19 protein-coding genes are annotated in these 26,826 nt (G+C 60.5%); 3 read left to right on the forward strand and 16 right to left on the reverse strand.

The annotated features are described in order from the left end of the window. Positions 1–91 precede the first annotated feature (91 nt). The 12 genes from yccS to betI form a co-directional block, all read right to left on the reverse strand. Positions 92–2,275, reverse strand: a complete 2,184-nt coding sequence (gene yccS, locus PspCFBP13528_RS02740; RefSeq protein ID WP_101219853.1) for a YccS family putative transporter — start codon at positions 2,273–2,275, stop codon at positions 92–94. A 234-nt stretch (positions 2,276–2,509) separates the two neighbouring features. Then, positions 2,510–3,688: an NAD(P)/FAD-dependent oxidoreductase gene (locus PspCFBP13528_RS02745; RefSeq protein WP_137199594.1), complete on the reverse strand. Its 1,179-nt coding sequence runs from the start codon at positions 3,686–3,688 to the stop codon at positions 2,510–2,512. Positions 3,689–3,849: 161 nt separating this feature from the next. After that, positions 3,850–5,187, reverse strand: a complete 1,338-nt coding sequence (dbpA, locus tag PspCFBP13528_RS02750; protein WP_241669062.1) for an ATP-dependent RNA helicase DbpA — start codon at positions 5,185–5,187, stop codon at positions 3,850–3,852. Positions 5,188–5,385: 198 nt separating this feature from the next. Then, the gene (gene mdtD, locus PspCFBP13528_RS02755) at positions 5,386–6,813 is read right to left on the reverse strand and encodes a multidrug transporter subunit MdtD (protein WP_137199596.1); all 1,428 of its coding nucleotides are present in this window, start codon (positions 6,811–6,813) and stop codon (positions 5,386–5,388) included. 35 nt (positions 6,814–6,848) lie between these two features. Next, positions 6,849–7,739, reverse strand: a complete 891-nt coding sequence (locus tag PspCFBP13528_RS02760; protein WP_065949475.1) for an alpha/beta hydrolase — start codon at positions 7,737–7,739, stop codon at positions 6,849–6,851. Positions 7,740–7,998: 259 nt separating this feature from the next. Then, a complete protein-coding gene (locus tag PspCFBP13528_RS02765; RefSeq protein WP_137199597.1) occupies positions 7,999–8,739 on the reverse strand; it encodes a hypothetical protein in 741 nt (246 codons plus the stop codon). A gap of 76 nt (positions 8,740–8,815) precedes the next feature. Further along, on the reverse strand, positions 8,816–10,315 hold the full coding sequence (locus PspCFBP13528_RS02770) for a hypothetical protein (protein ID WP_137199598.1): 1,500 nt from the start codon (positions 10,313–10,315) through the stop codon (positions 8,816–8,818). A gap of 245 nt (positions 10,316–10,560) precedes the next feature. Beyond that, positions 10,561–11,877: a TldD/PmbA family protein gene (locus PspCFBP13528_RS02775; RefSeq protein ID WP_065949478.1), complete on the reverse strand. Its 1,317-nt coding sequence runs from the start codon at positions 11,875–11,877 to the stop codon at positions 10,561–10,563. Further along, the gene (locus PspCFBP13528_RS02780) at positions 11,877–13,319 is read right to left on the reverse strand and encodes a TldD/PmbA family protein (protein ID WP_065949479.1); all 1,443 of its coding nucleotides are present in this window, start codon (positions 13,317–13,319) and stop codon (positions 11,877–11,879) included. The genes PspCFBP13528_RS02775 and PspCFBP13528_RS02780 overlap by 1 nt, the downstream gene beginning before the upstream one ends. A gap of 212 nt (positions 13,320–13,531) precedes the next feature. Further along, positions 13,532–15,235, reverse strand: a complete 1,704-nt coding sequence (gene betA / locus PspCFBP13528_RS02785; RefSeq protein ID WP_137199599.1) for a choline dehydrogenase — start codon at positions 15,233–15,235, stop codon at positions 13,532–13,534. Between the two features lie 129 nt (positions 15,236–15,364). Further along, positions 15,365–16,837 (reverse strand): betaine-aldehyde dehydrogenase, encoded by a 1,473-nt coding sequence (gene betB / locus PspCFBP13528_RS02790; protein WP_065949481.1) that lies wholly within the window; start codon positions 16,835–16,837, stop codon positions 15,365–15,367. 110 nt (positions 16,838–16,947) lie between these two features. Next, entirely contained in the window at positions 16,948–17,541 is a 594-nt protein-coding gene (betI, locus tag PspCFBP13528_RS02795) for a transcriptional regulator BetI (protein WP_010207128.1), read from the reverse strand. Between the two features lie 390 nt (positions 17,542–17,931). Between betI and PspCFBP13528_RS02800 the strand changes: the two genes are divergently transcribed. Further along, entirely contained in the window at positions 17,932–19,866 is a 1,935-nt protein-coding gene (locus PspCFBP13528_RS02800; protein WP_232790546.1) for a BCCT family transporter, read from the forward strand. Between the two features lie 167 nt (positions 19,867–20,033). Here the strand turns inward: PspCFBP13528_RS02800 and choV are convergent, their stop codons facing one another. From choV to PspCFBP13528_RS02815, 3 genes are all read right to left on the reverse strand, one after another. Beyond that, on the reverse strand, positions 20,034–21,212 hold the full coding sequence (gene choV, locus PspCFBP13528_RS02805; RefSeq protein ID WP_137199600.1) for a choline ABC transporter ATP-binding protein: 1,179 nt from the start codon (positions 21,210–21,212) through the stop codon (positions 20,034–20,036). Continuing rightward, positions 21,209–22,054, reverse strand: a complete 846-nt coding sequence (choW, locus tag PspCFBP13528_RS02810) for a choline ABC transporter permease subunit (protein WP_003194913.1) — start codon at positions 22,052–22,054, stop codon at positions 21,209–21,211. The genes choV and choW overlap by 4 nt, the downstream gene beginning before the upstream one ends. A 69-nt stretch (positions 22,055–22,123) precedes the next feature. Further along, complete coding sequence (locus tag PspCFBP13528_RS02815) at positions 22,124–23,071, reverse strand: choline ABC transporter substrate-binding protein (protein ID WP_065949484.1); 948 nt, start codon at positions 23,069–23,071, stop codon at positions 22,124–22,126. 417 nt (positions 23,072–23,488) lie between these two features. On the opposite strand from PspCFBP13528_RS02815, the gene PspCFBP13528_RS02820 reads away from it, so the two are divergent. Both PspCFBP13528_RS02820 and PspCFBP13528_RS02825 read left to right on the forward strand, forming a co-directional pair. Further along, positions 23,489–24,865, forward strand: a complete 1,377-nt coding sequence (locus tag PspCFBP13528_RS02820; protein WP_137199601.1) for an L-serine ammonia-lyase — start codon at positions 23,489–23,491, stop codon at positions 24,863–24,865. 492 nt (positions 24,866–25,357) lie between these two features. Further along, positions 25,358–26,461 carry a GlxA family transcriptional regulator gene (locus tag PspCFBP13528_RS02825; protein ID WP_065949486.1) on the forward strand — a complete coding sequence of 368 codons (1,104 nt, stop codon included), beginning with the start codon at positions 25,358–25,360 and terminating at the stop codon, positions 26,459–26,461. A gap of 95 nt (positions 26,462–26,556) precedes the next feature. Here PspCFBP13528_RS02825 and PspCFBP13528_RS02830 read toward each other — a convergent pair whose 3' ends face one another. Beyond that, positions 26,557–26,820 (reverse strand): hypothetical protein, encoded by a 264-nt coding sequence (locus tag PspCFBP13528_RS02830; protein WP_065949487.1) that lies wholly within the window; start codon positions 26,818–26,820, stop codon positions 26,557–26,559. Between the last annotated feature and the right edge of the window lie 6 nt (positions 26,821–26,826).

The following is a 26,826-nucleotide window of genomic DNA, read 5'->3' on the forward strand; positions in this document are numbered from 1 at the left end:
TGTGCGGGCCTCATCGGGGGCAAGCCCCCTCCCACACTTTTGATTTGTGAACACCGTCAAATGTGGGAGGGGGCTTGCCCCCGATAGCGGTTTAAGCGGCGCGGGTATCTTTGATCAGGTGCGTCGCCAACGTACGCAACGGCCCCAACTGCCGACAAATCAATGCCAATTGCGTCTGCACCAGGCGCTGCCCCTCGTCGATCTCATCCGGCATCTGCTCAAGCTGCGCGGCCATTGCTTCCTCGTCATCGCTCTGGATCGCAATCGGCTGTTTGTTCGCCAACCCCGTGGCGATCTCATCAATGCTCGCCGCCAGGCTGTTGCCCGCGCCTTCGATCAACTGCTCGCGCACGTCGGCCGGCAGTTGGGTGTCGCGATGCGCGCCAAGGCCCGACAGATAGCTGAGCAGGGTGTGCGACAGCACCAGGAAGCGGAAGCCTACGTCGGCCTCCTTCCGAAAGTGCCCAGGCTCCATCAGCATATTCGCCAGGGTGGTGGACAGCGCCGCATCGGCGTTGTGTGCGTTGCGACGGGCCAGGCGGTAAGCCAGGTCGTCGCTCTTGCCGGCGGCGTATTGCTGCATGATCTGGCGCAGGTAGATGCTGTTGCAGGTCAGGGTGTTGGCCAGCACTTTGTTCAGGCGTCGGCCTTGCCAGTCCGGCAGGAACAGGAACACCGCCAGGCCCGCGATCAGGCTGCCGAGCAAGGTATCGAACAGGCGTGGCAGGAACAGTCCGTAGCCATCGCCCACCTGGTTGAAGCAGAACAGCACCATCAGGGTGATCGCCGCCGTGGCCAGGGTGTAGCGCGTGGTGCGGTTGATAAAGAACACCAGGCCGGCGGCGATGGCGAACATTGACTGCACCACCGGGCTCGGGAACAGGTCGAACAGCGCCCAGGCCACGGTCAGGCCGATGGCGGTGCCGATGATCCGCTGGCCGAGCTTGCGGCGCGTCGCACCGTAGTTGGGTTGGCAGACAAACAGCGTGGTGAGGATGATCCAGTAACCCTGGGAGGCGTGGATGGCATGCAGGGTGGCGTAGCCGACGGTCAATGCCAGGGACAGGCGCAAGGCATGGCGAAACAGCAGCGAGGTGGGCGTGAGCTGGGTGCGCAGGCGCGTCCACATTTCCTTGAGGTTGCGTGGGGCGCGGTCCAGCAGGTTGCTGTCGGTGGCGTCGGCCAGGGCGTCGGGGTTGCTTGCGTCGCCGAGCAGACGGTCGAGGGTCGACAGGTTGGCGGCCAGGGCGCGCAACGAGCGCAGCAAGCCGCGCCAGGCCGGGTTGCTCTGGATGCGCAGGTGTTCCAGGGAGGCGTTCAAATCGCCCAGGGCTTCGGCAAAACTGTCGTCATAAATAAACGGCTGGCGCAGTTGGATCGACTCGGCCAGGGCCTGGCAGGCCTTGCCTTGCTGGCGCAGCAGGCGCTGGCAGCGGAACAGCACGTCGCTGTGGAAAAACGCTTCGGCCAGCGCGTTATAAGGGTAGTGGGAGGAACTGGCGCGCTCGTGGATGTCCTGGGCCAGGAAGTACAGCTTCAGGTAGCGGCTGACCTTCGAGCCCGGCCGGCCATTGCCGACGCGGTGCAGGATGATTTCCTTGGCCGCGTTCAACGCCGCGACCACCCGGCCATTCTGCTGGGCCAGCTCCAGGCGGCGTGCTTCCACATCCAGTTGGCGGATCGGCTCGAACAATGACGATTTGAGCTTGAGATAACGCCCCAGCTCGCGGAACAACCGCGCCAGGCTCTGCTGCACCGGCTGGTTGGAAAACAGCGCCTGCCACAGCACCGACAGCACGCCGTACCAGGCCGCGCCCGCTACCAGCAGCAACGGCTCGTGCCAGAAATCACTGACGGCACCGCCGCGCTGGTCCACGCCGATCATGGTGTAGACCGACAGGATCAAGGTCGCCGAGGCAATCGCGCCATAGCGTTCGCCGAGCGCGCCGAGCATGGTCAGGCCGAATGTGGCCAGGGCCAGGGAGGCCGCGAAAATCCAGGGGTAGGGAAACAACAGCTCCACCGACAGCGCGGCGATGCTGAAACACACCAGCGTCACCGCCAGGGCGTTGAGACGGCCTTGCCAACTGTCATCGGTCTCGGCCAGGGCGCTGGCGATAATCCCCAGGAACAGCGGGATCAACAATGTCATTTCATCCTGATACCAGCACAGCGCCATGCTGCCGGTCAGGGCGATGAACACCCGAATGCTGTAGCTGAATTTATCCAGTGCCCACAGGCGCCGCAGGGACTGCTTGAACGAGGTCGATGACATGAAGTCTGGAGTCTTCCGGGACGTTGTCGCTAAATTGAGCTATCAAGGACGCCACGGCAAGGGTGGTGATCACATCGAACAGAAAATTATTCCCGCACACCCATTCTCAATGTGGAATGCAGTCAATGTGGGAGGGGGCTTGCCCCCGATAGCAGTGTGTCAGCCAGCCCATCAGTTGACTGAGACACCGCCATCGGGGGCAAGCCCCCTCCCACATTTGACCGAGTACACCCTTCAAGCATATTGCGCGGCTGCGTAACCCGATGCCCACGCCCACTGAAAGTTGAACCCACCCAGGTGGCCGGTCACATCCAGCACTTCGCCGATAAAGTACAACCCTGGGCTTTTCAGCGATTCCATGGTCTTGGACGACACTTCCCGCGTATCGACCCCACCTAATGTTACCTCGGCCGTGCGATAGCCCTCGGTGCCCGCCGGTACCAGTTGCCAGTTGCCGAGCTTCTCGGCGATCTCGGCGATTTCGGCATGGGTGTACTGCTTCATCGGCTTGGACGCGAACCAGGTGTCCGCCAGCAGGTTGGCCATCTTCTTGGTGAAGATCTCGCCCAGCAGTGTCTTCAGCTCGCTGTTGGGGCGCTCGGCCTGTTGCTGTTGCAGCCACGCGTGGGCGTCGTGGTCGGGCAGCAGGTTGATGTGGACCGTGTCGCCGGGTTCCCAGTAGGAGGAAACCTGCAGGATCGCCGGCCCGCTCAGGCCACGGTGGGTGAACAGAATGTTCTCGCGAAAGCTCTGGCCGTTGCAGCTGACCAGGCAATCCACCGAGGTGCCGGACAGCTCGCCGCACAGGTCCTTGAGCTGGTCGGTGATGGTGAACGGCACCAACCCCGCGCGGGTCGGCAGCAGTTCATGGCCGAATTGCCTGGCCACTTGATAACCGAAACCGGTGGCGCCCAGGGTCGGTATCGACAAGCCGCCGGTGGCAATCACCAGTGACTCGCAGTGCAGCTCGCCCAAGGTGGTGTGCAACTGATAGCCGCTGTCGAGCCGGGCGATTGCCTGGATGGACGTGTCCAGGTGCAGGCTCACGCCGGTCTGGATGCATTCATCGAGGAGCATGCCGAGGATGTCGCTGGACTTGTTATCGCAGAACAGCTGGCCGAGTTTCTTTTCGTGGTACGGCACGCCGTGCTTGGCCACCAAGCCGATGAAATCCCACTGGGTGTAGCGCGCCAGGGCCGACTTGCAGAAGTGCGCGTTGTGCGAGAGGAAGTTGGCCGGCTCGGTGTACAGATTGGTGAAGTTGCAGCGGCCACCGCCGGACATCAGGATCTTTTTGCCGGCCTTGTTCGCATGGTCGATCAGCATCACCTTGCGCCCGCGCCCGGCGGCGGTCAGTGCGCACATCAAGCCGGCGGCGCCGGCGCCAATGATCACAACTTCGGTCGAGCGCAAAACCATGTCCTCATACAAATATTCAGCTGAAATGTCATCAAAACTGTGGGAGGGCGCTTGCCCCCGATGGCGGTGTATCAGTAACAGATGGACTGACTGACACACCGCCATCGGGGGCAAGCCCCCTCCCACATTCGATCTTCATTGGATCAACGGTCGTGTTACAGGATACGCACGCGCAACGAACGGCCTTTGATCTTGCCGTCGTTCAAACGCTGCAGCGCCTGCTTGGCGATACCGCGTTCCACGGCCACGAAGGCCTGGAAGTCAAAGATCGCGATCTTGCCGACCTGGGCACCCGGGATGCCGGCGTCACCCGTCAGGGCGCCGAGGATGTCGCCTGGGCGAACCTTGTCCTTGCGGCCGGCAGCGATGCACAGCGTGCTCATCACCGGCAGCAGCGGGCCACCGCTCTGCGGCTTGAGGTTGTCCAGTTGATCCCAGTTCAGCGGCGACTTCTGCAGTTGCTCGATGGCCTGGGCGCGGTGCGCTTCGGACGGCGCCACCAGGCTGATGGCGAGGCCGGTCTCACCCGCGCGACCGGTACGGCCAACACGGTGAATGTGGATTTCCGAGTCGCGGGCCAGTTCGACATTGATCACCATATCCAGCGAGTCGATGTCCAGGCCACGGGCGGCCACGTCGGTGGCCACCAGCACCGAAGTGCTGCGGTTGGCGAACATGGCCAGTACCTGGTCACGGTCGCGTTGCTCCAGGTCACCGTGCAGGCCGACGGCGGAAATGCCTTTGGCGGTCAGGTGATCCACGGTTTCCTGCACTTGCTGCTTGGTAAAGCAGAACGCCACGCACGACGCCGGGCGGAAATGCGCCAGCACCTTGGTCACGGCGTCCATGCGCTCTTCCGGGGAGATCTCGTAGAACCGCTGTTCGATCTGATCGTCGGAGTGGAACGCTTCGGCCTTCACTTGCTGCGGCGCGCGCATGAACTTGGAGGCCAGCTGCTTGATGCTCACCGGGTAAGTGGCCGAGAACAGCAGGGTCTGGCGGCGGGGCGGGGTCTTGCTGATGATATCTTCGATGGCGTCGTAGAAACCCATGTCGAGCATGCGGTCGGCTTCGTCGAGGATCAGCGTGTTCAAGCCGTCCAGTACCAGCGAACCTTTGCGCAGGTGCTGCTGGATGCGGCCCGGAGTACCGACGATCACGTGGGCACCGTGCTCAAGGGACGCGATCTGCGGGCCGAGGGAGACGCCGCCGCACAGGGTCAGCACCTTGATGTTGTCTTCGGCGCGGGCCAGGCGACGGATTTCCTTGGCCACCTGGTCGGCCAGCTCGCGGGTCGGGCACATCACCAGGGCCTGGCAACCGAAATAGCGCGGGTTGATCGGGTTCAGCAGGCCGATACCAAAGGCGGCAGTCTTGCCGCTGCCGGTCTTGGCCTGGGCAATCAGGTCCAGCCCCTTGAGGATCACCGGCAAGCTCTGCGCCTGGATCTGCGTCATCTCGACATAACCCAGCGAGTCGAGGTTAGCCAGCATGGCGGCGGACAGGGGCAAAGTATTAAAAGCGGTGGCGATGGTGGTCACGGGACTGGCTCTGCAAAACAAAATGTCGCGCAGTGTAGCAGGCCCCCTTGGGTTTCTTTGTATGTTCTCGACGAGGCGTAGGGGGCCAGCGGCAAGTTATCAGCCGCAAGCCGCAAGCTTGAAGCTTACAACGTGAAGCTTGCCACTGCTTCAATGCTCCAGGTCATGCTCGCGGCTGATCACGCGTTTACCGTCTTTTGGCGACAGTTGCAGGAAGATCGCCGCCGCCAGCATGGCCATGATGCCCACGGTGAGGAACGTCAGCTGGAACGCGCCGAGCACCGTGTTCACCCCATCGTTGCCGGCCTCCAGGGTGAACCCGCCGAGCAGGGCACCGGCGCAGGCCACGCCCAGGCTCAGGGACAGTTGTGCCACCACCGACAGCAAACTGTTGCCGCTGCTGGCCTGGGCGTCGTCGAGGTCGATCAGGGTGACGGTGTTCATCGCCGTGAATTGCAGGGAGTTGATTGCGCCGAGCACCGCCAGCATCCCCAGCAGCAGCGGATAAGGGGTTTGCTCGCTGACCAGGCCCATGCTCGCCAGCATGGCGCCCAGGGCCAGGGTGTTGCCGGTGAGCACCACGCGATAACCCAGGCGCTCGATCAACGGCCGGGCGATGGACTTGGCAAACATCGCCGCCGCCGCCAGCGGCAGCATGCTCATGCCGGCTTGTGATGGCGAATAACCCAGCGCCACCTGCAACAGCAGCGGCACCAGGAACGGCAGCGCACCGCTGCCCAGGCGGGCGAACAGGTTACCGAGGATGCCCACGGCAAAGGTGCGGGTCTTGAACAGCACCGGCGAGAACAGTGCGTTGTCGATATGCCCGGCGCGCAGCCAATACGCCGCCAGGCACGCCAGCCCGCCGAACAGCAGCAACATCACCCGCAGGTGCGGCAGGTGCAGTTCGCCCAGGCCCTCCATGGCGATGGTGATCAGCACCATCGCCGCGCCGAACAGCAGGAAGCCGAGGCTATCGAAGCGCGTGCGCTCGCTGCCGCGCAGGTCGGGGATGAACTTCCACACCGCGTAGCAGCCGATCATGCCCACCGGCAGGTTGATCAGGAAGATCCAGTGCCAGGTCAGGTATTGCACCATCCAGCCGCCCAGGGTCGGGCCGAGCAGCGGGCCGAGCAGTCCGGGGATGGTAATGAAACCCATGATGCGCACCAGCTCGGAACGCGGATAGGCGCGCAGTACCACCAGGCGCCCGACCGGCAGCATCAGCGCACCCCCCAGGCCCTGGATCACCCGTGCACCCACCAGCATGCTCAAGCTGCTGGACAAGGCGCACAACAATGAGCCGATGCTGAACAGCAGGATCGCGCCAAAGAAGATTTTCTTGGTGCCGAAGCGGTCGGCGATCCAGCCCGATGCGGGGATCAGCAAGGCGACGGTGAGCATGTAGGCAATCACCACGCCCTGCATGCGCAGCGGGTTTTCCGCCAGGTCCCGGGCCATGGCCGGCAGCGCCGTGTTGAGGATCGTCCCGTCCAGCGACTGCATGAAGAAGGCAATCGCGACCACCCAGGGCAGCCAGCGGGCGGTCTTGGCGTCGAGAGGGGCACGATTCGGCATGGGAACCCTTTTGTTAGCAGGCTATGTGTCGGCGATTATGCGCCATTCGTCGCCGTTTTTCCCACTAGCGGTTCGTCTATATCCGACAACGCGGCGTGCTCGCCCACCAGAAAATCCAGCAAGGCACGATGCACCGCCAGCGCCGCCTCGCGTGATTCCAGGTCGAGCAAATGGCCGGTGTGTTCGGCCACGGCGAAACTGCTACGCCCCACGTAATCGCCGAACAACCGGGCTTCGGCGGCAGGGGTGTATTCGTCCAGCGTACCGTTGATAAAGTGCACCGGCGTGTCAATTTGCCGGAGTGCGGGCAAATAGTTGCCATCGCCCAGTGCCAAGACCTGGTGGATATGAAAACGCGCCTGGCGATATTCGGTGGTGGCCATGGTCGACAGGTGGCGGTGGTTGTTGCGCTTGAGGCGCGGCGACAGGTATTTGCCGACTGTCTCGTTGAGCAGGTGGCCCACGGCGGATTTGTCATCGGCCTCGATCAGTACGCGTACACGCTCCACATACTCAAGCATCGCCTGGTTGAGGTTGGGCGCCAGGGCCATCACCACCGAGCTTTCGATGGACGGTGGGTTATGCGCCAGGGTCAGCAATGTGGAGATGCCACCCCAGGAGGCCGAGACCAGATGGTTGACCGCAAAACGCTCCACCAGCGCCCGCAATATCTGTACTTCGTCGTCCTTGGTCACCAGTTCCAGGTCGGTGTTGTATTCACGCGAGTAGCCGGAGAAAGGCAGGTCGAACAGCAGCACATTGAAATGCTCGGCCAGGCATTTGCTGGTGCGGGCAAAGGAGCGGGTGGTGGACAGTGCACCGTTGACCATCAACACGGTTTTTCTTTCCGGGTTGTTACCGAGCTGCTCTACGTGAACGTTGTAGTGCTTGAACGGCCTTTCAATGACAAAACTTCCATGGTTCATGTCAACGCTCCAGCTTGCCGTTTACCTGGCAAGGTCGTGCATTACGTGCGGGCACGCGGGTGGGGTGGCGGGATGCCATTAGTCCTTATAACGAGGTTTTTTGCACGCGACAACTAACGGGGCATTCAAAACGGTCAGTTGGGTATTGGCGGCAGGAAGAGGTGAAAAGCTTGGTTGGTAAAGCGCAATGCCCCAAGGAGCAGGGGCATTGGCTTTGGCAGCGTCTTTTTTTGGGGCAACGTGTGAAAAAAGCGGATGTTCAATCCAGGACCAATACGTCAGGTGCTTTTTCCCATGTTGAGCCAGCCAGCACCCTTTTGATACTCCACAGGTCTATATGAGCGTCGACGACAGCGACCGAATGGACGGAATCGGCAAGTGTACCTATCGCGCCGTTTTTCAATTCCTCAACAGTCCCCCTGCGCATATGGTTTTTTAGCCCCAGGCGGGTGAGTGCTTCGCCAGGATGCTCGCCGTCATTTAATGTACGCATGGCGGCTTCAAAACTTTGCTTGGCCCTGCCGTCATTGTTTTCGTTTTGCGCTCGCTTTGCACTGGCGGCATACAAAAAAATGGCATGTCGCAAGACCTTACCCTTGCCGGCGAAGCCTGCACTGTCCATGGCCTGCCCCAATTCTTCATGAGTGAGGAAGACCTTTACGCCGTCTCTCATGGTGATGTCGAATCCCTCATCTGATCGGATTATTTTCTTGTAAATACCTTCTGGGTGATTGCCGTATTTGGCCATCGTCGCTTTGATTGCAGAAACGGTGACGCAGTTGCCTTCGCTCACCTGAAAGAAATCCTTCCATATGTTTTTCGGTCGAATACCCGAAACAGTAGTGGAACGCACGTTTGGTGGCGGTTTTCCTTCCGTGTAGCCGGGATTGAATACACCGTTTTCTATATGGCGGTCGTTTATCCTGTGATTATCATAAGGTGTGGAGAAAGTTGCAGCAGGGTATAGAGCTGTTCCGATGTGCATAGGTAGGCCGTTCATCAGGTGATTATCATGGGGAAGAAACTATGGCGGTGGTGCGTTTGAGGTGCAGGATTATAACAATGCCGGGTCGTTGTTACACGAGTTGATAGCCTTGTTTTTGTGTGGCGCCATCCTCCGAGTGGTATTGACCTTCTTTGGCGAGTGCGCCGTCCTTGAATAGGCCGCCGGCATTACCGGCACTTAACAATACCATGCCATCGGCATCGCCGGCCCGTTCTACGTATTTGATAGAGTGGGTGACACCCATACCTTCCAAAACGCTTTTTACTGTTCGGCCCGTCAGGTTGCGTTCCAGCGCTGCCTCGAAACTAAGGCCAAAGCCGGGTTCTGGAGGTTGAAGTTGTTGGCGTTTAATGTACGCGGCAAAAATGAAATTTGCATCTTGGAGCAACCCATCATCATTGCCCGTGAATCGCGAGTTATCTTCTGCCAGCTCAAGTTCGTCCCGCGACAGTTTTACCTCAACGCCGTCTCTGAAGGTGATGGCGTAAACATTGTCTGCATGTTTTACGCTTGAAAAGACATCGGTAGGGCTTTGCCCGAACGTGTTCATTAATAGTTTTATGACATCTGCGTGAGTTGAGGTCTCACCTTCAAACATATAAGGTCTTGTCGTATAGAAGCCCAACATGGGGTCATCCGGTTTTTGTCCATTTCTTTTTTTGGACAGATCCGGGAGTTCGCCAAGTGCCTCAGGATTGCTGTTGGGGAGGGGCTCAAGCGTGAAGGTGCGGGGTTTCGGTGGGGAGCTTGGGGTCACAAGCGGAGGAGGCATAGAGGTATGCGGCTCCTTGAGGACAATAAAGCTTTCTATCCATTTCGGAGCGGATTTCTTCTGGCCGTAGCTGTCCATAAACCCTTCGCTTATCATGCCTCGTCTGTAGGGGAAGGGATTAGTTGCCGGCACGCCTACTTCGTTTTTAACGTCCTGAGACCATACCTGTTTCAATTGTGTGCCAAGCCCCAGGAGTTTCAAGGCTTGATGCCCCTGAATACCGTAATCAGAGGCTTGCAGCGTCGCGTTGAAGCTGCGTTTTCTGAGGTCATTGGAGTAGTCAATGTGTTGGACGTCATAGTGATAATCAATGTGACGGCGTTTATTCATGACGGCGAATAGAAAGCGTGCATCTTTTAGCATGCCTTCGTCAGTGCCGGAAAACTTGGCATAGTGAGTGGCCAGTGCCAGTTCCTTATCGGTGATATGAAGTTTGAAGTTGTCCTTCATGGTTATGTTGTATCCATTTTCAGTTCGGGCCACCTCATCAAAGATACCCAGCGGGCTTTGGCCGAGCCCCGACATGGCCGCTTTAATCGGCCCCGCCCAATCATCGTGGTGGTCCCAATGATAAGAGGCATAAAATCCCGTCCAAATATCGCGGGGCGGTTCGCCTTTGTCCTTGTTGGACAAAAAATCAATACGCGCTGTATTGTTTGTCTGGGCGTTGGCGATGTGCAACTTCGTAGGTGGAGGAGTGTGAACGTTTGAGTGTGTTGGTTTTGTCGCAGCGTTCCTGTGCTGGTAGCCGAACGCGATAGGTGAATGATGTCCAGCGTGTGAATTTATCGAATGCATTTCAACTGTCCCGGTATGAAAGTAAGCCGCTCTTTGTAGGGGCACTACCGTCAGTGGCAATGTCTGACTTTTCCGTTCCTGTCGTTTAGTGGGATGTCTGTGACAAGAGATAATCCTCAATTTTTTTGATGTAGGAGAATTCTCTGCGTAAGCGTTTTTTGCGTATTGTCGAAGATGGCCGATATCGCGAATGAACAATGGCAGCCGAAGCTGCCACTGTGTCTGGTCGGAGCAGGAGAAAACGTTTAAAGAGTTAAGGTCAGGCGTTTGACCAGAGCGCCGGGCAACAAATTGGAGGATGTATTGCGCTGCCCATAGGTGCTGGCCGACAGCAGCAGTTCCCGTTCAACCGTCAACGCTTCAAGCTGTGAGCCCAGCAGGCTGTACACACTGTCATCAAAGCGCATGGTGCTGACCGGTGCCTTGATCTCGCCGTCTTCCACCCAGAACGTGGCAAAGCGGGTCATGCCGGTCAGGCGCGCCGCCGGCAGGTCGGAATAGTTCAGGTACCACAGGTTGCTGATGTACAACCCGGTGCCCAATTGCTTGAGGATATCGGCCTGTGCCAGGTTACCGGCGGCCATCTGCAGGGCGCTGGGGGACTCGTCGCTGCCGGCACCGTTGGCACTGAGGCTATATTCGGCAGCGCTGCGCGAGTTGACCAGTTGACCGTCGGCGCGGCCCGTATTGATCAACCTGACATCGCTGCGTGGGTAGCCTTCCGGGGAAAAGGCCTGGCTCAGTGAGCCGCTGATCTGCTCGCTGACTGTCACCAGCGGGCTCAGGTGTTGTTCGCCGGCATACAGGCGTTGCAACGAGCTGCCTTTGCTGGCGATGGCCTGGGCGGAAAAACCGCCCCAGGTAACGATGCTGATGATCTCTTCGAGTGCCGCCGGAGCGAGGTAGGCGCGGTACTGTCCAGGCGCCAGGGGGTGCAGCGGTCGGCCCAGGAAATGGAGCTGGTCGCGGGCCTGTTGGACGCGCCGGGCGAACTCGGTACTGTCCCAGGTGTGCCCGGCGTAGCTGGCCTTGACCGCTTCGCCATTGGCGTGGAACAGGCTGAAGTCGAAGTTGAAGCTATTGGCCTGGTGCCAGCCGAACGCGCCGTCGGAGCTGGCGAAGCCACGGGTGATGGGACCGGCGGCATAGAACCCGACCAGGTCCACACCTTCGGCGGCCTGGCTGATGTCTTGCAGCACCTGGGCTAGCTCCGGCAGAGGCCGCAATTGTTCGTTGTGGCTGTGCCAGGCGTTGTGGTTCAGCAACAAATACGGGTCCGGTGGCAGCAACGGCAAGGTTTCACGCAGCTGCTGCAGGCCATCGGCCAGTCGCTGGCGATCCAGATCCGGTTCGCCGGACAGGGTGATGCCCAAGTCGGCGTGGCGACCATCGTTGATCAGCTTGAGGTTCAGGCTGGCCTGTTGCACCTGGCCGGCCTGGCGCACCTGTGCGTGGTTGAAACGCACGAATGCTGACGATTCATCCGCATAGCCGAGGTGAAATTGCTCCTTGTCGGTGATGGCCTGCTTGAGCCAGTCCACCAGTGCCTTGAAATTATTCATCAGGCGTCTCCCCCGAATACATCGACGTTACTGAATACACAGGCCGGTGAGGCATGGCCCACACGGATCACCTGATTGGGCTCGCCCTTGCCGCAGTTCGGCGTGCCCAATACCTTGAAGGTGCTGGCATCGCCGACCGCGCTGAGGTTGCGCCAGAACTGTGCGGAAATGGCGCGGTAGTTGGGGTTCTTCACCACACCCTTGAGTTCGCCGTTTTCAATCAACTGGCCCCACTCACACCCGAACTGGAACTTGTTGCGCGCATCGTCGATGGACCACGAACGGTTGGTGCTCATCAGGATGCCGTTTTCAATACCGCCCACCAGTTGCGCGAGGTTTTTATCGCCGGGCTCGATATTCAAGTTGGCCATGCGATCAATGGGCGGGCGGTTCCAGCCGCAAGCGCGGCTGTTGGCGACGCCTGGCAGGTTGGCGCGAAATTGCGACAATGCGCCGCCCAGCGGCTTGAGCAGCAGCCCTTCGCGGATCAGGAACTGCTTGCTGGCGCGGGTGCCGTCATCGTCATGGCTGTAGCTGGCAAGCTGTTCGGGGATGTCCGGGTCGAACGTCACGTTGAGCAGCGGTGAACCGTATTGCAGGTGGCCGAAGTCGCTGGCCTTCACAAAGCTGGTGCCGGCGTAGTTGCGTTCGTCGCCGAGGATGCGGTCCAGCTCCAGCGGATGGCCGATGGACTCGTGGATCTGCAGGATCATCTGGTCGGGCATCAGCAGCAGGTCACGCGGACCCTGGGGCGTGTTCGGTGCCAGCAGCAGTTGCAGGGCCTCGTCGGCCACGCGCGGCGCGGCGCCGATCAGGCCGAAGCGGCTGATCACGTCAAATCCGCCTTGCTGGCCGAAGTTGCTGCCGCCGAGGGTGCGGGTCTGGCTGTCGTTGCCATCGAAGGCGGTGACATTGACGCCGGGGAACACAAAACGCTGAGCCTGGCGCAATTGGGCGCCGGCCGTGTTGAGGTAGATCTGTTCGACAGTGGTCTGGCCCAGACTCACGTCCCAGCTCACCAGGCGCTCATCCCTGGGCACGGCAGCCGACTCATCGCCGAGCAGTTGGTAGCAGTCGCTCAGGGAGGGGAAGGGCCGGTCGAAGTCGGGCGAGAGGTAGTCGGCAACGTCACTGGAGACCGATTGCTCGCGCAGGTCGAGCAGGGCGTGGGGCAGGATCTGCCGGGCTTGCTGTTCGGCGCGCTCGAGAGCCGCCTGCAGGCCGGCCAGGGAAATATCGTTGGTCGCGGCGTAGGCTTCCACGCCGTTGAGGCGCACGGTGAGCATGGCGCCTTCGTCATGGCTCAGGTGGGGCGGTTCGGCGACGTTCTTGCGTACCGACAGGTACCGGCCGGATTCGCGGACATAGCGCAGGGAGAAGAATTGGGCGTTGGTGCGCAGGGCACTGAAGTGTTTCTTGAGCGTGGCGTGGTGTTCGAACATGGGGCCTTCCTTGTGGGCGGCTCAGCGCGGGCAGGCCAACAGAGTAGGCCGGGGCTGGGAGCTGATCAAGGGAGGTGGTTGTGTGTTGTTTGTTCGGGGCTCATCGGGGGCAAGCCCCCTCCCACATTTGACTGTATTTACATATCTGAATGTGTGAATACAGTCAGTGTGGGAGGGGGCTTGCCCCCGATGCAGGCACCGCGGTGTATCAGTTACTGCGCAGTCGGCCCGACTTCACGCATCGGCTTGCTACGCACCGGCGCATCGCCGGCCACGTAGTAGTCGGCGGTGCTGCGCGGCAGAGGCTGGCGGCCACGGATCTTGTCGGCGATTTTCTCGGCGATCATGATCGTTGGTGCGTTCAGGTTGCCGGTGGTGATGATCGGCATGATCGACGCATCCACCACACGTAGGCCCTGCATGCCATGCACACGGCCTTCGTTATCCACTACCGCCATCTCGTCGGTGCCCATCTTGCACGAGCAGGACGGGTGGAACGCGGTCTCGGCGTGCTCGCGGATGAACTTGTCCAGTTGCTCATCGGTTTGCACGTCGATACCCGGGCTGATTTCGCGGCCACGGTACGGGTCCAGCGCCGGCTGTTGCATGATTTCGCGGGTCAGGCGGATGCCGTCACGGAATTCCTGCCAGTCCTGTTCGGTGGCCATGTAGTTGAAGAGGATGCTCGGGTAGTCCCGTGGGTTCTTCGACTTCAGGTGCACGCGGCCACGGCTCGGCGAACGCATGGAACCCATGTGCGCCTGGAAGCCGTGCTCTTTCACGCCGTTGCTGCCGTTGTAGTTAATGGCGACCGGCAGAAAGTGGTACTGGATGTTCGGCCATTCGAATTCCGGGCGCGAACGGATAAAACCGCCGGCCTCGAACTGGTTGCTGGCGCCGATACCGGTGCCGTTGAACAGCCACTCGGCACCAATGGCCGGCTGGTTGTACCAGAGCAGCGAGGGGTACAGCGACACCGGCTGGGTGCAGGCGTATTGCAGGTACAGCTCAAGGTGATCCTGCAGGTTTTCGCCGACGCCTGGCAGGTCATGGACCACCGGGATGTCGAGGCTTTCCAGCAGCCTGGCCGGGCCGACGCCGGAGCGTTGCAGCAGTTGCGGCGACGCGATTGCGCCGCTGCACACCAGTACTTCTTTACGTGCACGGGCTTCAACACGCTCTTCAGCGGCGCCGATCAGGTAACGCACGCCGACCGCACGCTTGCCTTCAAACAGCACTTTGTCGGTGAGGGCGTGGGTGACGATGGTCAGGGTCGAACGCTTTTTAGCCGTGTCCAGGTAACCGCGCGCGGTGCTGGCGCGACGGCCATTGGGCGTGACGGTACGGTCCATCGGGCCGAAGCCTTCCTGCTGGTAGCCGTTCAAGTCTTCGGTACGCGGGTAACCGGCTTGTACGCCAGCCTCAACCATCGCGTGGAACAGCGGGTTGTTGCCGGCTTTGGGCGTGGTCACGCTGACCGGGCCGTCGCCGCCGTGGTAGTCGTTGGGGCCGATGTCGCGGGTTTCGGCCTTGCGGAAATACGGCAGGCAGTCCAGGTACGTCCAGTCTTCCAGACCTGGCAGTTTCGACCAGTTGTCGTAGTCCATGGCGTTACCACGGATGTAGCACATGCCGTTGATCAGGGAAGAACCCCCCAGGCCCTTGCCGCGACCGCACTCCATGCGGCGACCGTCCATGTGTGGCTCTGGATCGGTCTCGTAGGCCCAGTTGTAGCGGCGGCCTTGCAGCGGGAAGGCCAGGGCGGCCGGCATCTGGGTACGGAAGTCGAGGCGGTAGTCCGGGCCACCGGCTTCCAGCAGCAGGACGGTGACGCCTTCGTCTTCGGTCAGACGGGTGGCAAGGGTGTTGCCTGCTGATCCTGCGCCAACAATGATGTAGTCGTATTCTTGAGTCATCTGTACTCCGGGGGAGCTGCACGCTCCAAGCTTCAAGCTGCAAGAAAAAGCAGCGAGCGGTGTGGATGAGAGATGCGGCAAACGCCAACTGCTTTTACTTGCAGCTTGAAGCTTGCCGCTAAAGGCTCATCAGAAGACTGATGCGTACTCACCCAGTTCGACTTGCACGGACTTGATGCGCGTGAAGTTGTTCAGCGAGCTGATCCCGTTCTCACGGCCCACGCCCGATTGCTTGTAGCCGCCGACCGGCATCTTGGCGTCGGACTCGCCCCAGGCGTTGATCCAGCAGATACCCGCTTCCAGTTGATGAATCACGCGGTGGGCGCGGTTCAGGTCCTTGGTAACCAGGCCGGCTGCCAGGCCGAAGTCGGTGTCGTTGGCGCGACGGATCACTTCTTCTTCGGTTTCATAGGTGAGGATGCTCATCACCGGGCCAAAGATTTCTTCACGCACGATGGTCATGTCATCGGTGCAGTCGGTGAACACCGTCGGGGCCACGAAAGCGCCTTTGGCCAGGTCGCCGTCGGTCAGGCGATCGCCGCCGCACAGCAGGCGTGCGCCTTGCTCTTTGCCCTTGGCGATGTAGCCCAGCACGCTTTCCATGTGGGCGAAGCTGACCAGCGGGCCGAAGTTGGTGTTGTCGTCCTGCGGGTCGCCCACACGGATGCGCGCAACACGTTCAAGAATCTTGGCTTCGAACGCCGCTTGCAGGTGCTTGGGCACGAACACGCGAGTGCCGTTGGTGCAGACCTGGCCGGAGCTGTAGAAGTTGGCCATCATCGCGATGTCGGCGGCACGATCCAGGTCGGCGTCTTCGAACACGATCAGCGGGGACTTGCCGCCCAGTTCCATGGTCACTTCCTTGAGCGAGGAGCTCGAAGCGCTGGCCATGACTTTCTTGCCGGTGTCGGTGCCGCCGGTGAACGAGACTTTCTCGATGCGCGGGTGCTCGGTCAGCCAGGTGCCGACTTCACGGCCGCTGCCGGTCAGTACGTTGAACACACCGGCCGGGACGCCGGCTTCGGTGTAGATCTCGGCCAGTTTCAGGGTGGTCAGCGAGGTGACTTCGCTGGGCTTGAAGATCATCGCGTTACCGGCGGCCAGGGCCGGTGCGGATTTCCACAGGGCGATCTGGATCGGGTAGTTCCACGCGCCGATACCGGCGACCACACCCAGCGGCTCGCGGCGGGTGTAGACGAAGGAGGTATCGCGCAGCGGAATCTGCTCGCCTTCGATGGCCGGCACCAGGCCTGCGTAGTATTCCAGCACGTCGGCGCCGGTGACGATGTCGACGTACTTGGTTTCGGAGAAGGATTTGCCGGTGTCCAGGGTTTCCAGGGCGGCCAGCTCATCGTTGCGCTCGCGCAGGATGTCGACGGCGCGGCGCAGGATGCGCGAACGCTCCATGGCGGTCATCGCAGCCCAGATCTTCTGGCCTTTTTCGGCGCTGACCACGGCACGTTCAACGTCATCGAACGTGGCGCGTTGCACTTGGGCGAGAACTTCACCGTTAGCCGGGTTGATGGCTTCGAAGGTGGCATCGCTGCCAGCGTCGCTGTAACCGCCGTCAATGTAGAGTTTTTGCAGTTCGAAACGGGCCATAAAGTCCTCGCAAGTGCATAAGTGGTTGGCGTTAACCGCCGAAAAGTGAGCCATATGGTTGTGGCAACACTCTGCGGCAGCAGTTCAGGGGTTGAGCGGTTATGTGTGCTCTAACTCACCTGCTTGGCCAATTGGAAATCCATGTATTCGTAAGCGATCCGCTGCGCCTGTTCCGTGTCGAAAGCGTCTCCCGACAGGGCACCGCGCAACCACAAACCGTCGATCAGGGCTGCCAGGCCTCTGGCTGCTTTGCGTGCGTGCGGCAGCGGCAGCACTCGGCGGAACTGGCAGCACAGGTTGGAATACAGACGTTGATCGTTGATCCGCTGCAACCTGTGCAATGACGGGTGATGCATGCTGGTGGCCCAGAAGGCCAGCCAGGTTTTCATTGCCGGTCCGTTGACCTGGCTGGCGTCGAAGTTGCCCTCGATGATCACCCGAAGGTGCGCCCGTGGGCTGTCGTCCTTCAACGCAAGCCTGCGTTCGTGGACGTTCTCGATCAGCACATTCATCAAGTACCGCATCGTTGCGGCGATCAGGCCGTTCTTGTCCTGAAAGTAGTGACTGATGATGCCGTTCGAGACGCCGGCCAAACGGGCGATCAGCGCAATGCTCGCATCGCCCATTCCGACCTGATCGATCGCCGTCAGCGTGGCTTCGATCAACTGCTGGCGGCGTATGGGTTGCATACCGACCTTGGGCATGTAGCACCTCTCCTTTGGCCTGCCGACAGGCGATCCACGTCCGTCGGCTTGAGGGCCAGTCTATTTTGTTTTGATTGAACGTTCAATCAACAAAGAATAAGCTCTGCGACAAATGGTCGCTGCCTACAGATATTTCCTACCTGGGAGCCGCGACCTCTGACACCTGCTAAAACCCCTGAAACAGGCCGTATCAGGGCCTGGGCCCCGCTTTGGCGGGGTTCGGGATTTTCGGGATGTCTTTATAACACCCGTCCGTCGACTGCCGAAAAATCGATGTTCCGGGATAACCGTTGCCTTGTGTTTCTCTCTCGCACTGCCCGGAGCATCTGCGCCATGAGTTCTGCCTCTCTTATAAAGACCCCGCCGCAAAAGGTGCGGGTCAACGGTTGGGTGTTTTACACCTCCACCGCGCTGATTCTGTTGTTGACCGCCATTCTGATCATCGCTCCGCAGGAGGCCGGGCGCATGCTCGGCGTCGCCCAGGCCTGGCTGTCGAAAAGCTTCGGCTGGTACTACATGGTGGTCATCGCCGCCTACCTGGTGTTTGTGGTCGGTCTGGCGTTTTCGTCCTATGGCAAGTTGAAACTGGGCAGCAAGGACGACACGCCGGACTTCAGCTACGGCGCCTGGGCCGGGATGCTGTTCTCGTCGGGCATCGGCATTTCGCTGCTGTACTTCGGCGCCTCCGAGCCCCTGGATCATTACTTCAACCCGCCCGAAGGCGCGGCCGCCAGCAATGGCGCGGCACGTCAGGCCTTGCAACTGACCTTCCTGCACTGGGGCCTGCATGGCTGGGCGATCTATGCGCTGGTCGGCCTGGCCGTGGCGTACTTCGCGTACCGCCATAATCAGCCGCTGGCCTTGCGTTCGGCGCTGTACCCGCTGGTGGGCGAGCGCTGGGTAAAAGGCGCGGCCGGCCACGCGGTGGACGGTTTCGGCATGTTCGTGACCTTGCTCGGCCTGGTGACCAACCTGGGGATTGGCTCGATGCAGGTGTCGTCGGGGCTGGAAAACCTGTTCGGCATGGCGCACAGCAACACCAACCTGTTGATCGTGATCATCGTGATGAGCACCGTGGCGACCATCGCTGCGGTGTCGGGCGTGGAGAACGGCATTCGTCGCCTGTCCAACCTCAACATCGTCTTGTTCAGTGGGTTGCTGATCTTCGTGCTGCTGTTCGGCCCCACCCTGCACTTGCTCAACGGCCTGGTGCAGAACACCGGTGATTACCTCAACGGTATCGTGCTCAAGACCTTCGACCTGTATGTGTATGAAGGCGACGGTGCCAAGACCGAGCGCTGGATGGGCCTGTGGACCCTGTTCTACTGGGCCTGGTGGATTTCCTGGGCACCCTTCGTGGGCATGTTCATTGCGCGTATTTCCCGTGGGCGGACCGTGCGTGAACTGGTGGCCGGCGTGCTGCTGATCCCGCTGGGCTTCACCCTGGCGTGGTTGTCGATCTTCGGCAACTCGGCGTTGGACCTGGTGCTGAACCATGGCGCGGTGGAGCTGGGCAAGACCGCGCTGGAGCAGCCGTCCATGGCGATCTACCAGTTGCTTGAGCATTACCCGGCGTCGAAGATCGTCATCGGGGTATCGATCTTCGTGGGCTTCGTGCTGTTCCTGACGCCGGCGGATTCCGGCGCGGTGATGATGGCCAACCTGTCGTGCACCGGCGGCAACGTGGATGAAGATGCGCCGCACTGGCTGCGCATCTTCTGGTCGGCGGTGATCACCCTGGTGACCATCGGCCTGCTGTTCGCCGGCAACTTCGAAGCCATGCAGACCATGGTGGTGCTGGCGGGGCTGCCGTTCTCGGTGGTGCTGATCTTCTTTATGTTCGGTTTGCACAAGGCCATGCGCCAGGACGTGGCGATCGAACAGGAGCAGGCGCAACTGGCTGAACGCGGGCGTCGCGGCTTCAGCGAGCGTTTGACCGCGTTGGACCTGCAACCGAGCCAGGGCACCGTGCAACGCTTCATGGACAAGCACGTAACGCCGGCACTGGAAGAGGCCGCGACGGCGTTGCGTGAGCAGGGGCTGGAAGTGCAGACGCTGCTGGGCAAATCCAAGCGCTGCATCGGTGTGCGGATCGAGATGGAGGAGGGCAACCCGTTTGTCTACGAAGTCAGCCTGGATGCATATTCTTCGGCGCCCAATGATCTGCCTGAAGAAGAACGCACGCGTTACTACCGTGCCGAGGTCTACCTGCACAACGGGCCTCAGGAATACGACCTGATGGGCTTCACCCAGGAGCAGATCACCCGGGATGTGCTCGATCAGTTTGAAAGCCATCGGCAGCTCCTTGGCCGGGTCTATAGCTGATCGTTGAAACGAGCGGCGCCCTCACTGGCACCGCTTTCTTATGTCGTACATAGATCAAAATGTGGGAGCGGGCTTGCTCGCGAATGCGGTGTATCAGTGGCAGATGTGCTGACTGACACACCGCATTCGCGAGCAAGCCCGCTCCCACATTTGCTTTGCGGTGTGGCTTAACCCAGGTTTTTGCCTAAGAGCGCGTGATACAACTCACTGTCCCCCAGAATCCCCACCACCTTGTCATTGTCCTGCAACACCAACTTATTCCCCGTGTGATAGCGAATCTGCAGTGCATCACGCATGCCGATATTCGAGTCCACCAACGTCGGCACCCGGCCCAAACCTTCCACCGGTTGCCCCGGCGCCCAGTTCTGCAGGTTCAACGGCGTGCCATTCTGGCGAGCGCCCTTGATGACGTTGCCCTCAGTCAGGTCAAGCCACGAGTCACCGCCCGGGTCCAGGCTGATCGAGCCGTTGACGTGGGTGCAGTTATCCACAGTGCGCATCAGGCTGCGGCCGCACAGCACGTTCAGCGGGTTGGTGTGGGCAACGAAGGTACGCACATAGTCATCCGCCGGGTTCAGCACGATCTCTTCGGGCACGCTGTACTGGATGATCTTGCCGTCTTTCATGATCGCGATGCGGCTGCCCAGCTTGAGGGCTTCGTCGAGGTCGTGGCTGACGAACACGATGGTCTTGCTCAGCTTGCGCTGCAGTTCCAGCAGTTCATCCTGCAGGCCTTGGCGAATCAAAGGATCGAGGGCGGAGAAGGGTTCGTCCATCAGCAGGATATCGGCGTCCATCGCCAACGCACGGGCCAGGCCGACGCGCTGTTGCATGCCGCCGGACAGCTCGTCCGGCTTCTTGTTGCGCCATTGGGTCAGGCCCACCAGTTCGAGTTTTTCATCGACCAGCGTGCGCCGCTCCTTTTCCGGGCGGCCCTGCATTTCCAGGCCGAAGCTGATGTTCTCGCGCACCGTCAGCCAGGGCATCAGGGCGAACTTCTGGAACACCATGGCGATGCGTTTGGTGCGCATCATTTTCAGCTCGGCCGGCGTGCAGGAGGCGATGTCGATCTGGCGACCTTCATGCTCCACAAACAGTTGGCCACGGCTGACCGTGTTGAGGCCGTTGATGCAGCGCAGCAGGCTCGATTTGCCGGAGCCCGACAGGCCCATCAGTACACAGATCTCGCCTTTCTCGATATCCAGGCTGGCGTTTTCAACGCCGACAATCTGCCCGGTCTTTTTCAGGATTTCGTTACGGCTCATGCCCTGGTCCAGCAGCTTGAGCGCTTCGCGTGGGTCTTTGGAGAAGATCACGTCGACTTTGTCGAATCGGATAATGCTCATGCATCACCCCCTACTTTGGCGTCGGGTTGTTTGCAGATACGGTCGAGCATGATGGCCAGCAACACGATTGCCAGGCCCGCTTCAAAACCCAGGGCGATATCGGCCGTGTTCAGTGCGTTGACCACCGGCTTGCCGAGGCCGTCGGCACCCACCAGCGCCGCGATCACCACCATCGACAACGACAGCATGATGCATTGGGTAATGCCGGCGGCAATGCTCGGCATGGCGTGGGGCAGTTCAATGCGCGAGAGCAACTGGCGGCGCGAGCAGCCGAAGGCCTTGCCGGCGTCCATCAACTCCTGCGGTACGTCGCGGATACCCAGGTAGGTCAGGCGGATCGGCGCGGCAATCGCGAACACCACCGTGGAAATCAGCCCGGGCACCACACCCAGCCCGAAGAGGGTCAGGGTAGGGATGAGGTAGACGAAGGTCGGCACGGTCTGCATCAGATCGAGTACCGGCCGCATCATGGTGTAGAACATCGGCTTGTGCGCGGCAACAATGCCCAGCGGCACGCCGATGACCACGCAGACCAGGGTGGCGAACAGCACCTGGGCGAGGGTTTCCATGGTTTCCTGCCAGTACCCCAGGTTGAGGATCAGCAGGAAGGAGGCGATGACAAACACCGTCAGGCCCCATTTGCGTTGAATAAAGTGAGCCAGCAGCGCAATCAGACCGATCAATGCCAGCGGATTGAACCAGGTCAGCGCAAACGTCACGCCGTGGATCATCGTTTCCAGTGTCGATGCGATTGCGTCGAAGTAGTTGGCACCGTGTTGGGTCAACCAGTCGACGAAGGCAGCGATGTACTGGCCTAGTGGGATTTTCTGTTCAGTCAGCATGGTAGTGAATGTCCACATGCGAAGAGGGAAACATCCCGGGGCAGCGCACCGCCCCGGGGTCAGCGGGTGCTATTTGGCGAGGTAAGCCTTGACGGCGTCGAGTCCTGGTTTGCCATCGACCGTGGTGACACCGGCCAGCCAGGTGTCGAGCACTTGCGGGTTCTTCTGCAGCCAGGCCCTGGCGGCGGCGTCGGCCTTCATCTTGTCGTCCAGGACGTTACCCATCAGGGTGCTTTCCATGTCCAGCGTGAACACCAGGTTTTTCAGCAACTGGCCAACGTTGCTGCATTCCTGGGTGTAGCCCTTGCGGGTGTTGGTGTAGATGGTGGCCTGGCCGTAGTTGGGGCCGAACGAATCGTCACCCCCGGTCAGGTACTTCATCTTGAAGCGAGTGTTCATCGGGTGCGGTTCCCAGCCGAGGAACACGATGGCCTGGTTGCGCTTGGAGGCGCGTTCAACCTGGGAGAGCATCCCGGCTTCACTGGATTCGACCACTTTGAAACCGGCGGTCTTGAGGCCGAAGGCGTCTTTGTCGATCAACGTCTGGATGGTGCGGTTGCCGTCGTTGCCCGGCTCGATGCCGTAGATCTTGCCGCCCAGCTCGTCCTTGAATTTGGCGATATCGGCGAAGTCTTTCAGGCCCTTGTCATACAGCGCCTCGGGCACCGCCAGGGTGTACTTGGCGTTCTCCAGGTTGGCGCGTACGGTTTCCACGGTGCCGGCTTCGCGGTACTGCTTGATGTCGTTTTCCATGGTCGGCATCCAGTTGCCGAGGAAGATGTCCATGTTCTTGCCGTCGGCCAGGGACTTGTAGGTCACTGGGACCGAAATCATCGTGGTGCGTGGCTTGTAGCCCAGGCCCTTGAGGATTTCGCTGGTGGTCGCGGTGGTGACGGTGATGTCGGTCCAGCCGACATCGGAGAAGTTGACGGTCTTGCACTGTTCCGGTTCTGCGGCGTGCGCCATGACCGGCAGACTCAGCATGGCGGCCAACAACAACGAGGGTGAACCTTTCATCGGGGTAGACTCCTGTGTTTTTTCTGGCGGCATTCGCCGCGCTTTATAAGTGCTGCTATTGGAGTGTGCGTCGGGCAGCTCTGGCACGGTGCCTTGCAAACGAGTCGAGACTGATCATGTACCAGTGAAAATCTGACGCCTACAGGGGGCGTCGTATCCAGTACAGGGAGGGTCGCATCCAGTGTCGGTGACGTCGCTTACAGATTTTTCCAAAGGTAAAACCGCTGTTTTTACCCTTCTGCACCGCAAAAAACGCCCAAAACAGGCCATTACACGCGAGCGACGCTGGTGAGCATGGGTGCGTCGGTGTGAGACGCCGTGAGCGGCAACAAAAGCTTGATGATGCCGCCATCTGGGCGATCTGAGCGTAGCACCTCGTTCAAGCCCGGCCCGTGCTTATCGAGGAGTTCCACGTTAATGGCTATCAGCGTTTTCGACCTGTTCAAGATCGGCATCGGGCCTTCGAGTTCTCACACCGTCGGCCCCATGCGCGCCGCGGCGTTGTTCGTTCAAGCATTGCGTGAACGCGACCTGTTGGAACAGGTCAGGCGGGTCGAAGTTCAGCTGTACGGCTCCTTGTCGGCCACCGGCATCGGCCATGGCAGCGACACCGCCACCATCATGGGCCTGATGGGCGAGTGGCCGGACGCGATCGACCCGTCGCAGATCGGCGTGCGCATTCACACGCTGCGCGAAACCGACACCTTGCTGCTCGACGGCCGTTTGCCGGTGCCGTTCGTATGGTCGCGGGACATGCGCCTGCTCGACGAAAACCTGCCGTTCCATCCCAACGCCATGACCCTGGTGGTGTGGGGGGATGACGGCGAGTTGCACCGCGACACCTACTACTCGGTAGGCGGCGGTTTTGTGGTGGATGAAGCCCAGGCCCGCAGCGGTGTGGCCGACATGGACAGCACCGAGCTGCCCTATGATTTTTCCAGCGCCGCAGAGCTGTTGCAGCTGTGCAAGATCCACAACCTGCGGGTCGCGGAGTTGATGTTGGCGAACGAGAAGGTCTGGCGCTGCGAAGAAGAAATCCGCAGCGGCCTGATGAAACTCTGGCGCGCCATGCAGGACTGTGTGGAGCAGGGTCTCAAGCACGAGGGCATCCTGCCCGGCGGTCTCAATGTGCGCCGTCGCGCTGCCAAGTTGCACCGCAGCCTGCAGGAGCTGGGCAAGCCGAATGTGATCGGTTCGACCTTGAGTGCCATGGAGTGGGTCAACCTGTTCGCCCTGGCGGTCAACGAAGAAAATGCCGCCGGTGGGCGCATGGTCACCGCACCCACCAATGGCGCAGCGGGGATCATTCCGGCCGTGCTGCACTATTTCATGAAGTTCAGTGAGGAAGTGACTGAGGCCAACGTGGTCGACTACCTGCTCGGCGCGGCGGCAGTGGGCATTCTGTGCAAGAAGAACGCCTCGATCTCCGGTGCCGAAGTCGGCTGCCAGGGCGAAGTGGGTTCCGCCTGCGCCATGGCCGCAGCGGGCCTGGCCGAAATTCTCGGCGCCACACCGGAGCAACTGTGCAACGCCGCGGAAATCGGCCTGGAACATAACCTGGGCCTGACCTGCGACCCGGTGGGCGGCCTGGTGCAAGTGCCGTGCATCGAGCGCAACGCGATTGCGGCGGTGAAGGCGATCAATGCGGCGCAGATGGCCTTGCGCGGCGACGGCCAGCACTTTATCTCCCTGGACCGGGTGATCCGCACCATGCGTGATACCGGGGCGGATATGCATGACAAGTACAAAGAGACCTCGCGGGGCGGGTTGGCGGTCAGTGCTGTCGAGTGCTGAGACCGCGTCGCCTGCTATCGGGGGCGAGCCCCCTCCCACATTTGAAATGCGTTGCCCTGTGGGAGGGGGCTTGCCCCCGATAGCGGTAGTCCGCTCAATATTGCTCACAAAGTGAACACCCCAACGAAAACCGCCACCTTTTAGCGCGTCGCAAATAGATAAGTAGCCTGCGAACGATTTACCCCACCGCCAGCCGTCCCCCGCGCTTTGGGTGACAGACTCCTCCTACACCCGCAAAGCGCCTTCCCACAAGTGCTACCGTTCTGCTCACAGCCCTTGAACACCCATCCCCGTGCGTTATATCCCGCGTTTAATGCGCGGGCTCATATAGACGCATCAACAGGTCGTTTTCAGGATTTGTTGAATGGCCATTCAATTTTAGGCATGGCATTTGCTCTATCAATTCAAAGCCTCTCTCCCTTGCAAGGGGGGAGCGCAATAACAAGAGCCTCGCCTGAGGCCATCACCTGCTTTGTGTGAGGAGATACTGTGATGACGTCGTCCAACTCCGGGGCTCAACCCCAGAACCGTGCGCCTCAATCCATCGGCTTTTTGCTGCTGGACAATTTCACGCTGATTTCCCTGGCGTCGGCCGTGGAACCCCTGCGCATGGCCAATCAGCTGTCCGGTCGCGAGTTGTATCGCTGGACAACCCTGAGTGTCGACGGCAACCAGGTGTGGGCCAGCGACGGTCTGCAGATCACGCCCGATGCCGCCATGCACAAGGCCCCGGTCCTGGACACTGTCATCGTGTGCGGTGGCGTGGGCATCCAGCGCACCGTCACCCGCGAACACGTGTCGTGGCTGCAAAGCCAGGCGCGTCAATCCCGTCGTCTCGGTGCGGTGTGCACCGGCAGTTGGGCCCTGGCCTGCGCGGGTCTGCTTGACGGTTTCGATTGCAGCGTGCACTGGGAATGCCTGGCATCGATGCAGGAAGCCTTCCCCCGCGTGGCCATGAGCACCCGCCTGTTCACCCTCGACCGCAACCGCTTCACCAGCTCCGGCGGCACCGCGCCGTTGGACATGATGCTGCACCTGATCAGCCGCGACCACGGCCGTGAACTGTCGGCCGCCATCTCCGAGATGTTTGTGTACGAACGCATCCGCAACGAACAGGATCACCAGCGCGTGCCGCTCAAGCACATGCTCGGCACCAACCAGCCCAAGCTGCAGGAAATCGTTGCGCTGATGGAGGCCAATCTGGAAGAGCCCATCGACCTGGACGAACTGGCGGTGTACGTCGCTGTGTCGCGTCGCCAGCTGGAGCGGCTGTTCCAGAAATACCTGCACTGTTCGCCCTCGCGCTATTACCTCAAGCTGCGCTTGATCCGTGCGCGGCAGTTGCTCAAGCAGACGCCGATGTCGATCATCGAAGTGGCGTCGGTGTGCGGCTTTGTGTCCACGCCGCATTTTTCCAAGTGCTACCGCGAATACTTCGGCATTCCGCCACGGGACGAGCGCGTAGGCTCCAACACCACCCAGCAAGTGGCGATGATGCCTATTCCGCAGGCACTGGTGCTGTCACCGCTGTCGGGGCCGATGTCGGCGCTGAGCCAGGCCAGGAACGAGTCGACTTTCGCGAGTGTACGGCTTTAAACCGAGTTGCCTGCATCGGGGGCAAGCCCCCTCCCACATTTGACCGTATTCACAGTTCAAAAGGTGGGAGGGGGCTTGCCCCCGATAGCGATCTATCAGGCGCCGGAGTTCTGCTTGAACTGCATCAAAGCCGGCAACAACTGCTTATCGATTGCCTGCCGCACCGCCGGCAAAATCGTCGCCTTGCCGGTGTACATCTGTTCCACCATGCCTTTGAGCGCCTTGGCCCGCGCTTCGCTCAAACCGCGTACCGCACACTCGCATGCCTGCTCGGCAGTGGCACCGCTGGACACTTCAAAACCCAACGAGCGCAGCTGGCCCAGCAGGTCATCCTGGTCAATCAAATCCGCGTGCATCATGACGTT

This window comes from Pseudomonas sp. CFBP13528 (assembly GCF_005233615.1).
Taxonomy (GTDB): Bacteria; Pseudomonadota; Gammaproteobacteria; order Pseudomonadales; family Pseudomonadaceae; genus Aquipseudomonas; species Aquipseudomonas fluorescens_AM.

Coding starts and splice junctions, on each gene's coding strand:
- PspCFBP13528_RS02830 (WP_065949487.1), bottom strand. CDS start 26,820: ATGATGCACGCGGATTTGATTGACCAGGATGACCTGCTGGGCCAGCTG.
- PspCFBP13528_RS02760 (WP_065949475.1), bottom strand. CDS start 7,739: ATGAACCATGGAAGTTTTGTCATTGAAAGGCCGTTCAAGCACTACAAC.
- PspCFBP13528_RS02765 (WP_137199597.1), bottom strand. CDS start 8,739: ATGAACGGCCTACCTATGCACATCGGAACAGCTCTATACCCTGCTGCA.
- yccS (WP_101219853.1), bottom strand. CDS start 2,275: ATGTCATCGACCTCGTTCAAGCAGTCCCTGCGGCGCCTGTGGGCACTG.
- PspCFBP13528_RS02775 (WP_065949478.1), bottom strand. CDS start 11,877: ATGAATAATTTCAAGGCACTGGTGGACTGGCTCAAGCAGGCCATCACC.
- PspCFBP13528_RS02770 (WP_137199598.1), bottom strand. CDS start 10,315: ATGCATTCGATAAATTCACACGCTGGACATCATTCACCTATCGCGTTC.
- PspCFBP13528_RS02825 (WP_065949486.1), top strand. CDS start 25,358: ATGACGTCGTCCAACTCCGGGGCTCAACCCCAGAACCGTGCGCCTCAA.
- PspCFBP13528_RS02815 (WP_065949484.1), bottom strand. CDS start 23,071: ATGAAAGGTTCACCCTCGTTGTTGTTGGCCGCCATGCTGAGTCTGCCG.
- PspCFBP13528_RS02780 (WP_065949479.1), bottom strand. CDS start 13,319: ATGTTCGAACACCACGCCACGCTCAAGAAACACTTCAGTGCCCTGCGC.
- PspCFBP13528_RS02820 (WP_137199601.1), top strand. CDS start 23,489: ATGGCTATCAGCGTTTTCGACCTGTTCAAGATCGGCATCGGGCCTTCG.
- dbpA (WP_241669062.1), bottom strand. CDS start 5,187: ATGCTGGCTAACCTCGACTCGCTGGGTTATGTCGAGATGACGCAGATC.
- betB (WP_065949481.1), bottom strand. CDS start 16,837: ATGGCCCGTTTCGAACTGCAAAAACTCTACATTGACGGCGGTTACAGC.
- betI (WP_010207128.1), bottom strand. CDS start 17,541: ATGCCCAAGGTCGGTATGCAACCCATACGCCGCCAGCAGTTGATCGAA.
- mdtD (WP_137199596.1), bottom strand. CDS start 6,813: ATGCCGAATCGTGCCCCTCTCGACGCCAAGACCGCCCGCTGGCTGCCC.
- choV (WP_137199600.1), bottom strand. CDS start 21,212: ATGAGCATTATCCGATTCGACAAAGTCGACGTGATCTTCTCCAAAGAC.
- choW (WP_003194913.1), bottom strand. CDS start 22,054: ATGCTGACTGAACAGAAAATCCCACTAGGCCAGTACATCGCTGCCTTC.
- betA (WP_137199599.1), bottom strand. CDS start 15,235: ATGACTCAAGAATACGACTACATCATTGTTGGCGCAGGATCAGCAGGC.